The organism is Citrobacter sp. Marseille-Q3906, from assembly GCF_916618775.1.
GTDB classification, from domain to species: domain Bacteria; phylum Pseudomonadota; class Gammaproteobacteria; order Enterobacterales; family Enterobacteriaceae; genus Citrobacter; species Citrobacter murliniae.
Map to the genome: position 1 here is coordinate 1,528,784 of NZ_CAKAKA010000002.1, position 12,943 is coordinate 1,541,726.

The 12,943-nt window shown below is 49.3% G+C and carries 7 protein-coding genes and 1 pseudogene; 7 read left to right on the forward strand and 1 reads right to left on the reverse strand.

Translation table 11 applies throughout. The features are described 5' to 3' along the window. Positions 1–34: 34 nt before the first annotated feature. The 7 genes from ogt to LG384_RS11495 all read left to right on the forward strand — a co-directional run bounded on the left by ogt (position 35) and on the right by LG384_RS11495 (position 12,345). Positions 35–550 carry a methylated-DNA--[protein]-cysteine S-methyltransferase gene (ogt, locus tag LG384_RS11465; RefSeq protein ID WP_045442884.1) on the forward strand — a complete coding sequence of 172 codons (516 nt, stop codon included), beginning with the start codon at positions 35–37 and terminating at the stop codon, positions 548–550. A 194-nt stretch (positions 551–744) separates the two neighbouring features. Further along, complete coding sequence (fnr, locus tag LG384_RS11470; protein WP_003020397.1) at positions 745–1,497, forward strand: fumarate/nitrate reduction transcriptional regulator Fnr; 753 nt, start codon at positions 745–747, stop codon at positions 1,495–1,497. Between the two features lie 625 nt (positions 1,498–2,122). Continuing rightward, positions 2,123–7,447 (forward strand): peroxidase family protein, encoded by a 5,325-nt coding sequence (locus LG384_RS11475; RefSeq protein WP_225760922.1) that lies wholly within the window; start codon positions 2,123–2,125, stop codon positions 7,445–7,447. Positions 7,448–7,457: 10 nt separating this feature from the next. Next, positions 7,458–9,197 (forward strand): type I secretion system permease/ATPase, encoded by a 1,740-nt coding sequence (locus LG384_RS11480; RefSeq protein WP_225760923.1) that lies wholly within the window; start codon positions 7,458–7,460, stop codon positions 9,195–9,197. Between the two features lie 2 nt (positions 9,198–9,199). Continuing rightward, a complete protein-coding gene (locus LG384_RS11485) occupies positions 9,200–10,534 on the forward strand; it encodes an HlyD family type I secretion periplasmic adaptor subunit (RefSeq protein WP_052369278.1) in 1,335 nt (444 codons plus the stop codon). A gap of 143 nt (positions 10,535–10,677) precedes the next feature. Then, the gene (locus tag LG384_RS11490) at positions 10,678–10,965 is read left to right on the forward strand and encodes a VF530 family DNA-binding protein (RefSeq protein ID WP_045442897.1); all 288 of its coding nucleotides are present in this window, start codon (positions 10,678–10,680) and stop codon (positions 10,963–10,965) included. A gap of 12 nt (positions 10,966–10,977) precedes the next feature. Further along, positions 10,978–12,345: a glycoside hydrolase family 10 protein gene (locus tag LG384_RS11495; RefSeq protein WP_200013277.1), complete on the forward strand. Its 1,368-nt coding sequence runs from the start codon at positions 10,978–10,980 to the stop codon at positions 12,343–12,345. 19 nt (positions 12,346–12,364) lie between these two features. Here LG384_RS11495 and LG384_RS11500 read toward each other — a convergent pair. After that, positions 12,365–12,934, reverse strand: a pseudogene (locus tag LG384_RS11500) (type II toxin-antitoxin system HipA family toxin); the annotation flags it as partial. Positions 12,935–12,943 lie beyond the last annotated feature (9 nt).

Genomic DNA, 12,943 nt, shown 5'->3' on the forward strand with positions numbered 1-12,943 from the left:
CGCTGAATTGCCGCGCCTGTAATGAGAGAAACGGATGCTGAATTTACTTGAAGACACTATCGCAACGCCACTGGGGCCACTGTGGGTTATTTGTGACGAGCAGTTTCGCCTGCGCGCCGTGGAATGGGACCAGCACCGTGATCGCATGGAACAACTGCTGGATATTCATTATCGTACTGAGGGTTATCGGCGTAGTGCCGTCAAAAATCCCGGCGGGTTGAGCGACAAGCTGTCAGACTATTTTGCAGGAAACCTTAGCATCATTGACTCGCTTGAAACCGCGACCGCGGGAACACCTTTCCAGCGGGAAGTATGGCAAGCACTACGCACAATCCCGTGCGGACAGGTGATGCATTATGGACAACTGGCAGAGAAGTTGGGGCGTCCTGGCGCAGCCAGAGCCGTTGGTGCCGCGAATGGTTCTAATCCGGTGAGTATCGTTGTCCCCTGCCATCGAGTTATTGGACGTAACGGCACAATGACAGGATATGCTGGTGGTGTGCAGCGAAAAGAGTGGCTGTTGCGCCACGAAGGCTATTTGCTTCTCTAGGATCCAGGCAATAAATGCCTTATTCATCACACTTCCACATATAACACCCTCAAATAAAATGCGGTTAATCAGATAGATACAAACATTCAACCAGCTTATGCCTGAATTATTCTCTATTGGGAGTAGCTCAGGCTTACGTGCTCACCAAAAAGATGTTAAAATTGACAAATATCAATTACGGCTTGAGCAGACCTATGATCCCGGAAAAGCGAATTATACGGCGCATTCAGTCTGGCGGTTGTGCTATCCATTGCCAGGATTGCAGCATCAGCCAGCTTTGCATCCCGTTCACACTTAACGAGCATGAGCTTGACCAGCTCGACAACATCATCGAGCGCAAAAAGCCTATCCAAAAAGGACAGACGCTTTTTAAAGCAGGTGATGAGCTTAAATCACTCTATGCGATCCGCTCCGGTACGATAAAAAGTTACACCATTACCGAACAGGGCGATGAGCAAATTACCGGCTTTCATCTGGCTGGCGACCTGGTTGGTTTCGATGCCATTGGCAGCGGCCATCACCCAAGTTTCGCCCAGGCGCTTGAAACCTCAATGGTATGCGAAATTCCGTTCGAAACTCTGGACGATCTGTCCGGTAAGATGCCTAACCTGCGTCAGCAGATGATGCGTCTGATGAGCGGCGAGATCAAAGGCGATCAGGACATGATCCTGTTGTTGTCAAAGAAAAATGCGGAAGAGCGCTTGGCGGCCTTTATCTACAATCTGTCCCGTCGTTTCGCACAACGTGGCTTCTCACCTCGCGAATTCCGTCTGACAATGACTCGTGGCGATATTGGTAATTACCTTGGATTGACGGTCGAAACTATCAGTCGTCTGTTGGGTCGATTCCAGAAAAGTGGCATGTTGGCGGTAAAAGGCAAATATATCACTATCGAGAACAGCGATGCGCTGGCGGTCCTTGCCGGTCACACACGAAACGTTGCTTAATCTTTCAGGTTAACCTTCTGTCAAATCGTTAAATTTCCCGATTTATTGATTTGGCAGGAGGTTCTCTCCTTTTTCACATAATCCCTTCCCTTTTAAAAAAAGCCTTCAACAGTACAGACGTTTATTACAGCCTGCTGTTTCATTTTTTATTTTCTTTTTAAGCCCGATTCAGTGTAAAAATAATTTGACATTAATTGAAATGTAAAGAAATGAAAATTTAATCTTATTCATAATAAAGTATGAGTGAAGTCGGTCCAGGAAAATCCATAGTTATGATCATAACAAAAATGTAATGTGAGATAAAAACCCCAACAAATTTAAACATTGCAAGACATCGTCTTCTTCACCCCCTGTGCCTTGAATATGCCTGCAGATTCAATGGGTCAGGGCTGCCTGCAACTCGCTGAAACTGAATTCATAAGTGAGGTGAATGTATTATTGCGACCGGTATAAAGCTCAGGAGAATACCTCTAATTACGTAGTTAATATTTTTAGTCATTAAATAAATGGACTTAAAAGACGTAATAACAATTAAGCATCAAATACGACTCATTCTCATGTCAATTTGTAAACAGAAGAATTGAGTGATGATAGCTAAATTAAGGTAAAGATAGGGGTAATTATTATGGCCTCACAATATGACTTTACTGTCACACTGCACGATCTCGCTTTTATTCTCAAGCAGATCAAAATATCAGAAGCCGCAACTAACCCTGACGGCACCATCAATGGTGATGAACTTCGTGAGTTAGTCTCCAGCCCATTGTTACCGTATGGGCTACGCACTGTTGATGGTTCATGGAATAACCTACTGCCGGGTCAGGAGCTATACGGTTCAGCCGATCAGACTATGCCGCGGTTAACAGCACTGAACTGGCAGGACGCAGATCAAATGACCAGTTACACCCAAATCGGTGGGACGGTTATTGATGCTGACCCTCGGGTTATCAGTAACTTAATATCTGACCAAACGGCATCTAACCCGGCTGCGTTGGAAGTTTACAACTCATTAAAAAATGCTCCCGGAGGAGGAACCACTTCGGAAAATGGCAGTTTGTCCATTCCAAACCAGTCTCCAGATATTGGTCTCTCCCCTGCTTTTAATGGCTGGATGACCTTTTTTGGTCAGTTTTTTGACCATGGGCTGGACTTAATACCAAAAGGAGGAAATGGCATTGTCTTCATTCCGTTGCAACCCGACGATCCTTTATACGTAAAAGGATCGTCGACAAATTTCATGGTATTAACTCGGGCACAAGTTGATGAAAACCATGAAACTGTAAACCTCACCACTCCATTCATTGATCAAAACCAAACCTATACCTCCCACCCTTCGCATCAGATTTTTATCCGTGAGTACGTATTAATCGACGGTAAACCGGAACCTACTGGTAATTTATTAGGCGGAGTTAATGGCGGACTGGCAACCTGGGCTGATGTTAAAAACCAGGCCGAAAGTTTGCTGGGAATTAAACTCACCGATCAAGATGTTTTTAATGTTCCACTTCTGGCGACTGACCGCTACGGTAATTTGATTTTAAGTGAAAATGGTAAAGTACAGATTGTTACCACTGGCGGGTTAGTCGAAGCTAACGGTGGTCTATTACCGGATGGAACGCTCCGAACCGGGCATGCTTTTCTCGATGATATTGCACATACTGCCGCGCCAAAATCAGGTCTTGTGGCTGATAGTGATAATGCCATTGGGGGTGAACAACCTGCCGGCACCTATGATAACGAACTGCTCGACCGCCACTTTATCACCGGCGACGGACGTGGTAACGAGAACATTGGTTTAACCGCTGTACACGCAGTATTTCACAGCGAACATAACCGCCTGGTTGAACAATATAAAACTACCCTGCTGGAAACGGGTGATATTGATCTTATTAACCAGTGGCTGATGCCGTCACACCAAATTACTGAGCTACCGGCAGATACCAGTACCCTGGTATGGAATGGTGAGTATCTATTCCAGGCGGGGCGCTTCTCCACGGAAATGCAGTATCAGCACCTCGTTTTTGAGGAGTTTGCGCGTACCGTACAACCCGCTGTCGATCCGTTTGTCTTCTCTAATACGGCGGATATTAATCCACTGATTTTTGCTGAGTTTGCGCATGTGGTTTACCGTTTTGGACATTCGATGCTCACAGAAACCGTGGCCCGTACCGACATCGATATGCAAAGCGGGGATATCGGCCTGATTGCCGCGTTCCTAAACCCGGTTGCATTTAATGAAATTAACGGTGTCACCGTTACTGACGATCAGGCGATCGGCGCAATTGTGCGTGGCATGACGCGGCAGGTTGGCAACGAAATTGATGAGTTTATTACTGATGCCCTGCGTAATAACCTGATTGGGCTGCCACTTGATTTAGGTGCGCTTAACATTGCCCGTGGCCGGGATACGGCAATGCCGACATTAAACCAGGCCCGCGAGCAGTTCTTTGAATTAAGCGGAGACTCTCAGCTACGGCCATATACCAGCTGGGCTGATTTTACGACGTACCTGAAAAACCCCGCTTCAATCATCAACTTTATGGCGGCCTACGGCCAGCATGAGTTGATTCTTAACGCCACCACCCTTGAAGGTAAACGCGCGGCGGTAAACTTTTTGTTGTTTGGTGATGCCAACAACTCCCCGCCAGCTGACGCAATGGACTTCTTCAACAGTACCGGTGCATGGGCCACCAAAGAATCTGGCCTGAATATGGTCGACTTCTGGATCGGTGGTCTGGCGGAACGTAAAAACGAATTTGGCGGGATGCTCGGTTCGACCTTCAACTTTGTTTTTGAAACACAAATGGAAATGTTGCAGGACGGCGACCGTTTCTACTATTTGAGCCGCGTTCAGGGGCTTAACTTGCTCAATGAACTGGAGGCGAACTCTTTTTCCGCCCTGGTGATGCGTAACAGCGACCTGGGTGAAAACGGTTCCTCTCATCTCCCCGCCAACCTCTTCCAGACGCCAGATCATATCTTCGAGGTGAACCGTGTACTGCAAACGGAAATAGATCCTAAATGGGGTAACCCACTGAAAGATTTGCTTTCACCTTTACTGGTACGTCGTGATCCCGGTGCCGATGTGAACGGTGATGGTTTTGCGGATGGTGGTTACCTTAAATATACCGGGGACGGACACGTCGTGCTCGGTGGTACCGCCGGAAACGATACGTTAATCGGTGGTAAAGGTATCGACAGCCTGTGGGGTGACGGCGGTGATGACCGTCTTGACGGTGGCGATGAAGCGGATGTGGTCCACGGCGGTGACGGTAATGACATCATTACAGACACCGGTACGCCCGTTGGCGATGCCGACTTCCTGCATGGGGATGCTGGGCACGATGTTATTTTCTCCGGCAACGGTAACGATCTGGTCTTTGGCGGCACTGGCAGTGACTTCGTGGTGGTAGGCGAAGATGCACAGGAAGTCTTCTCTGGGCAGGATAACGACTTTGCGCTGGGAGGATCGGGTGGCGACTTCCTGCTGGGTAATGAAGGCGACGACTGGCTGGAAGGTGGTGACGGATTTGACACGCTCGCTGGTGATAACTCTGAGTTGTTCTTCAACAGCACTATTATTGGTCATGATGTCCTGAACGGTCAGGGTAACGACACTGACTACGATGGTGAAGCCGGTGACGACATAATGGTTCAGGGCGCGGGCATTCAACGAAATAATGGTATGGCGGGTTTTGACTGGGCCATCCATAAAGGCGATCCGAACGGCGCTAACTCTGACCTCGGGATCCCTATTTTCGTGAACCAGCAGGAATTTATTCTGCGTGACCGTTTTGACCTGGTTGAAGGGCTATCAGGATGGAAACATAACGATGTGTTAACCGGCACTGAACAGCCCATCGGTACGGCCCCGGTTCAGGGTGTTCCTCTTTCCAACAACCTGACTCAGGAAGGTGCGGACAGAATTGACGGTCTACAGGCTATCCTGGGCGTAGAGCGTTCCGCTAACCCTGATACGGTTCTGCTGAATCCTGATGATGGTAGCGACATTTTACTCGGTGGCGGCGGCAGCGACCGTATAACCGGTAAGGCTGGTAATGACATTATCGATGGCGATGCCTGGCTGAATGTGCGCATTGCCGTAACCGGTATGGCAGGTCTCACCAGTGCCGAGAGTATGGCCGAATTGAAATCTTACATGCTGGCTGGAACGTTGAAACCGAATCAACTGTCAATTGTGCGTGAAATCTTGCATGACGGTGATGGCACAGAAACGGATGTTGCGGTGTACCGTGACATTAGCAGCAACTATGCCTTTACCCGTATGGCAGATGGAAGCCTCCGGGTCGACCACGCAACACCAGATGCCGCCTTAAATCTTAATGATGGTATTGACCGTTTACTGAACATCGAAAAACTGGAGTTTGGTAACGGCGAACAGTTATGGGTAACGGCGCAAAAAGCGACTGGCGACCTTGCAATCAATAATGCTGCACCTTCTGTGGGCGACTTACTGCGCGTTAATCTGGCGAACTTGTTAGATGGTAACGGCCTCGCGGCGGATGTGGCAATCACGATGACATGGCAGGCATTTGTTAACGGCCAGTGGCGGGATCAGGCAACCGGGGTGGAGTTCAGAGTGCCGGGATCTATTCAGGGTGCTCCGCTGCGTGTCGTCGCCAGTTTCAACGATCGGATGGGCGATGCTGAAACCTTAGTATCAGCGCAAACCCAGGCGATCATGCCACGCAATCAGGCGACAACCGGCGTGCCAGTGATTAATGACCTGACGCCGACTGAAAGCCTGACGCTTACCGCCGTAGTATCAGGCATCGCTGATGCCGACGGCCTGAGCGGAGGCAATTTCACCTACCAATGGAGAATGAGTTCCCCGACCGGATTCGTCAATATTATCGGCGCGACATCGGCCACCTACACACCCGGTCAGGCGATGGTTGGACGGACATTACAAGTGGTTGTCACCGTCATTGATGACGAAGGTAACCCCCCTGTTGTTCTGACATCAACAACTACTCAGCCTGTTGGCGACCTCATTGTGGGGACTAACGCCGGTAACACACTGACAGGTACTGCATGGAGTGACATTCTGCGCGGTGAAGGCGGTAATGACACCCTGCTTGGACGTGCGGGTGATGACCTGTTAGTTGGCGGGGCTGGTAACGACACGCTCTCTGGTGAAGCAGGACAAGACACGCTGCAAGGTGATGCAGGAAACGACATGCTTGATGGTGGTCTGGGTGCAGACAGCATGACGGGCGGAGCCGGAGATGACACCTATATCGTCGATGATTTTGGTGACGTAGTTATCGAAGGTGTTAATGGCGGGACGGATGTTGTCCGAACCAGTCTGAGCAGTTATGACCTGAGCGATAACGTTGAAGAACTGGTATTTACCGGAACCGGCAGTTTTATCGGTACCGGGAACGGGATTGCCAACATCATCACAGGTGGGGCCGGTAATGACCAACTGTTTGGTATGGGGGGCAACGACCAGTTGTTTGGTGGCGTCGGAAATGACTTCCTTGATGGTGGAGATGGCGCCGATAACCTGCAGGGTGGAAACGGTAACGACGTCATGATTGGCGGTGCTGGTGCCGATACGCTCTCCGGTGGGAACGGCGACGATATTCTCAATGGCCAGGAAGGAAATGACAATCTGGATGGCGGTGCCGGAAATGACATTTTTGCCTTCGGATCAAACTTTGGGCAAGACCGCATTACCGGCTTTGACAGTAACCCAAATGGCGGCCAGGACTATCTTGATCTGGTATTCCTTGGTATCAACGCGGGTAATTTTGCCAGCAGCGTTGCCATCACCGGAAGCAATGGCAACACCATCGTGACCATCGGCGCTGACACCATTACGTTAGTGGGCGTGAATTCAACCACCGTTAATATCGGTGATTTTTACCTGGAACTCCCAACCACACTTGCCAGTAATAATGGCAATAGTTCATTGATCGTATAAGGAGAAGACCATGTCGCGCCAGCATACGCCAACAGAACTGAATGATGCATTAAAAGGAACGAAACCCACTTTTCTTGTACTGTTATTTTTTAGTTGTGTGATTAATATGCTTATGCTGGCGCCGGCAATTTATATGCTACAGGTTTACGACCGTGTTCTGGTGAGTAAAAACACCACCACATTGTTAATGTTAACCTTATTGATTGTCGGCTTATACATCATCATTGCCATGATCGAATCTGCCCGTTCAAAGGTTATGGTCAGATTGGGTAACAGGCTTGATGTGAAATTGAGCCAACTGATTTTTAATTCGGCCTTTAAACGAAAAGTTGCCACCGGTGACAACAACCCCGCGCAGTCTTTAGCGGAGCTTGACCAGATCCGGCAATTTCTCTCCGGCAATAGCTTGTTTGCGTTACTGGATATTCCCTGGACGCCGGTTTATCTATTTATCGCTTTTATTGTCCATCCCCTGTTGGGATATCTTTCACTCGGTGGAATAACCCTGTTATTTATTCTGACGCTGGTATCAGAAATTGCCACCAAACGCCCTATCCAGCAAGCCCATGCGTTAACTATCACTAATGCCAGTAAACTGAATAAACAGTTGCAAAACTCCGATGCTATCGAAGCTATGGGAATGCTCTCCACCCTGAAATCCAACTGGCAGGAGCAGCATAATAAAGTACTGGTACTGCAAACACAGATAGCAGATAAAACGGCGGGATTAAGCAGTCTGAGTCGTTTTGTTCGGGTACTGCTGCAATCTATTGCGCTGGGTGCCGGTGCCTTACTGGTCATCGGCGGCCATATTACTCCGGGCCTGATGATTGCCGCGTCCATTATTCTTGGGCGAGTCCTGAACCCGGTCGAACAGGTTATCGGAAGCTGGAAACAGTTTGTGCAATTTCGCAGTGCGTGGCACCAGTTATCAAACCTGCTTAAAGAATACCCGGCGCCCAAAGACGTACTGCCCCTGCCGCGACCCAAAGGGAATATCAGCGTTGAGAGCGTATTCGCAGCGGCACCAGGCCAGCATGCTCCGCTATTGCGTAATATCTCATTTCAGCTCGAACAAGGGGAAGTGCTGGGGATTATTGGCCCCTCGGCATCAGGAAAAACATCGCTGGCTAAAGTTCTGGTTGGCGTCTGGAAACCGTTATCGGGAAAAGTCAGGCTGGATGGCGCAGATATCTGCCAGTGGGACAAAGAATTGCTCGGCCCCTCGATTGGCTATCTTCCACAGGATGTTGAACTGTTTGATGGCTCTATTGCGCAAAATATCGCCCGCTTCACGAAAAATGATAGCGAACTGATTGTCGCTGCGGCGCAACTGGCAGGTGTACACGAGATGATCCTGCGTCTGCCCCAGGGATACGACACGTTACTGGGTGCTGGCGGGCACCAGCTCTCTGGCGGTCAACGCCAGCGCATTGGGCTGGCGCGCGCAGTCTACAATAACCCTGCATTTATTGTACTTGATGAGCCGAATGCCAATCTTGACGACGCCGGTGAATTCGCCCTCGTCAAAGCTATTAATACCTTGCGTACACAAGGGCAAACCACCGTCATTATTTCACACAGACCCACACTACTCGGCGTGGTCAATAAGGTATTGCTTCTTAATGACGGAGCCATCCAGGAATTTGGTACCCGCGACCAGGTTTTTGCCAATCTACGGCAGGCCAATATATTAAAACCGGTTGCAACGTCTTCTTCATCCAACAATGAACAAAAACGCGAGGCATGAAGATGAAAAATAAAGACAAAATTGCTGACCATACTGACGCTGCCGGTGTTGATACTAATATCTGGACGCCGATTATTCGCGGGATAATTGTCATTGCCCTCGGTGTAGGTGGCTTCTTACTGTGGGCGATACAAGCTCCTCTTGATGCTGGTGTGGTCGCGGACGGCACGGTGACGGTCTCGAGCAACAGGAAGACAATTCAACATCTGAGCGGCGGACGGGTAACCGATATTTTTATTAAGGAAGGTGACGTCGTTAAAAAGAACCAGGTGTTAGTGCGTCTGGATAAAATGCAGCTTGATATGCGCTTCAGCGCATTAAATGCCCAATATATTTCAGCAAAAAGTATTGAAGACCGGTTACTGGCGGAAAGAGATGGTCTGGAGGCGATCGCTTTTAATGAGGCACTGACACAACAATTTTCCGGCAATAAACGTCTGGCTGATGTCAGAAACCTGCAAGCCAAACTCTTTGATACGCGACGTAAAACAATCCAGGATGAATTATCGATGATTCAGGAAACTCTCGATGGCCTGGTGGGACAAACGGATAATTTAAATAAAATAAAAGGCTATCGCGATCGCCAGTTCAATCTGATTAGCCGGGAATTAGGCGCTATTCGTGCGCTGAGTGAAAAAAATTATTATCCCAAAGCGCAATTGCTGGTGCTTGAGCGCGAGGCCGCTGAAATATCCAGTAGTGTCTCAGAAGACATTCTGAACATTGCCAGGCTCAAATCACAACAAAATGAATTGAAAATTAAAGCCTATCAGGTGCGTCATCAATATCTGCGGGAAGTAGAGTCTGAACTTACCGAGAATCAGAAAGAAGTGGCCATGCTGGAAGATGAACTGGTTTCAACCCGACATGAGCTGGATAACACGGAAATTCGCTCCCCGATTAACGGCATCGTGCTGGACGTTAAAGTCAGTACCGTCGGAGGAGTTATTCAGCCTGGCGAACATCTGATGGATATTGTCGCCGCCGGACAACCGATGCAAATCGATGCCAAAATACCGGTGCATGCCATTGATAAGCTGGCGCCGGGATTAACAGTGGATGTTCTGTTCCCTGCCCTTAACCATGCACTTTTGCCGTCAGTGCCTGCCCGTGTTCTGACCATCTCGGCTGATCGACTAATCGATGAAGCCACTCAGCAGCCCTATTATCTTGCAGAAGTGCAGGTTTCTTCTGAAGGTGCGCGATTGTTGGGCGATTACAAAATTAAAGCGGGGATGCCCGCCAGCGTGACGATAAAAACCGGAGAGCGGACATTTTTAAGCTATTTGTTCAAACCGCTGATCGCCCGCCTGGAACTGGCATTTAAAGAGTATTGATTAAGCGTAAGGAGGCATGGTGTTCATTAGCAAGCACCATGCCTGTTTATGCCATTGCTGGTTGCCCGGCTTTCTTGTAACCTTTCGCTTCGCAAGCCTGCTGCGCTAATCACTCAATCTGGAACTACTGAACTGGACTTCATATGAATGCTCATCTATCTAAAGACCCTTTACATGGCGTAACGCTTGAAATGCAGGTTAATGCGCTGGTTGAGCGCTTTGGTTGGGCTGAGTTGAGCCAACTTATTAATATCAACTGTTTTAAAAACGAGCCGAGCGTTAAATCCAGTTTAAAATTCCTGCGTCGTACGCCGTGGGCCCGCGCTGAAGTTGAAGCGCTGTATCTTGATTCCTTACACGATGTAGCCCCAAAAAACACCACAGCGCCTGCTATTGATCCCTGGGCTAACAGCCGTATTAATAAGAAATAAGAGCCATATCAGATGTCAGCACCCGGTTTTTTTTCAGGTAATCATCAAAAAAAGCTGGCGACACTCATCGCCCGTTCTCGCAATATGCTACCGGTATCCAACGCAAAATGGTTTGCTGCGCTCGTTGGCAGTATGCTTTTACTCGGCAGTTGTTCTTCAGAACCTCCCGGGAAGAAAACCACTCTGCAACCTCCGGTGACAACACCGCAACGCAGCCAGGAACCCGTGCGCGGCATCTGGCTGGCGACCGTTTCCCGTCTGGACTGGCCGCCGATATCCTCGGTGAACATTAGTTCACCTGCTGTGCGCATTAGTCAGCAGCAGAAAGCCCTGACGGATAAGCTGGATAATCTGAAACGCCTCGGGATCAATACCGTCTTTTTCCAGGTAAAACCGGACGCCACCGCGCTCTGGAAATCTAAAATCTTACCCTGGTCAGACACTCTGACAGGGAATATTGGTGAGGATCCTGGTTACGATCCGCTGCAGTTTATGCTCGACGAAGCGCATAAACGCGGCATGAAAGTGCATGCCTGGTTTAACCCCTATCGCGTATCCGTCAACACCAAACCCGCAACGGTAGCAGAATTAAACCGGACGTTGACCCAACATCCATCCAGCGTCTATATCCTGCACCGGGACTGGATCCGCACGTCTGGCGAACGTTTTGTACTCGACCCAGGCATTCCGGAAGTACGAGACTGGATCACCGGTATCGTGGCGGAAGTCGTTGAGAACTACCCCGTCGATGGCGTGCAGTTCGATGACTATTTCTACACCGAGTCACCTGGCTCTGCGCTTAACGACACTCAGACTTTCAGAAAGTATGGCCAGGGATTTGACTCTAAAGCCGACTGGCGGCGGTATAACACGCAACGGTTAATCGAGCAGGTTTCGCAGACTATCAAAAAACTGAAACCTGAAGTGGAATTTGGCGTCAGTCCGGCAGGTGTATGGCGCAACCGTTCGCACGATCCGGCAGGTTCCGACACTCGGGGTGCAGCAGCATATGATGAGTCTTATGCCGATACGCGCCGTTGGGTGCAACAAGGATTGCTGGATTACATCGCACCACAGCTTTACTGGCCTTTCGCCCGCGATGCAGCGCGTTATGATGTGCTGGCAAAATGGTGGGCTGATGTCGTGAAATCAACCAATACGCGTCTGTATATTGGGGTAGCACTGTATAAAGTCGGAGAACGGTCATCGAAAGAGCCAGACTGGGCTGTGAAAGGTGGCGTACCGGAGTTGAAGAAACAGCTCGATTTAAACGAGTCTGACCCGCACATTAACGGCACGATCCTGTTCAGAGAAGATTACCTTAACCAGCCGCAAACCCAGGATGCGGTCACCTATATTCGCGACCGCTGGGGGCGTTAGGTGTTGTCCGTCGCTGGCGCTACACCGTTAAGCGGCGGATAATTTCATTAATTTGTTTCTGAATAGTCTTCAGGGTGGCCGGTGTGATCTGCTCAGGGAATTTGTCTTTGGCTGTGTCACTCCATGCCGCGGCATACTCACTGACCCTGTCGATAATCTCGTTCACTCTTTCGGTAGATAGTTCGGCTTCTTTTTCGCCAAGTCTCTGGAGTTGTTTTCTTTCAATATCCAGCGCCTCTCCCATCATATCCATTTGATGATAGCCACCTGGTCCTTCACAGTATGTAACATCGTACGCCTGAGCCAGGGTCCAGTTGCCATCTGCCGACATCAAATAAGCAAAGTTTTTCGGATGATCGTCCCGGTTGTTGAATGCCACATTGAAGACACCCCGTTCAAAGGCTTTTGCTTTCTCCCGGACATCATTGGTGCAAATTTGGGTCGCACGTAAAAAACTCCGGTAATCGAGAGCACCAGGTATCTGGTAATTGGCTCCGGTAAGTGCCGCCAGACTTTGCATAGGAATACGCATCTCCTGCTGACGGTCAAACCGGCGGGTCGCAAAAGCAGCCTGCCCATCCGGCAGATTAAGCAACGT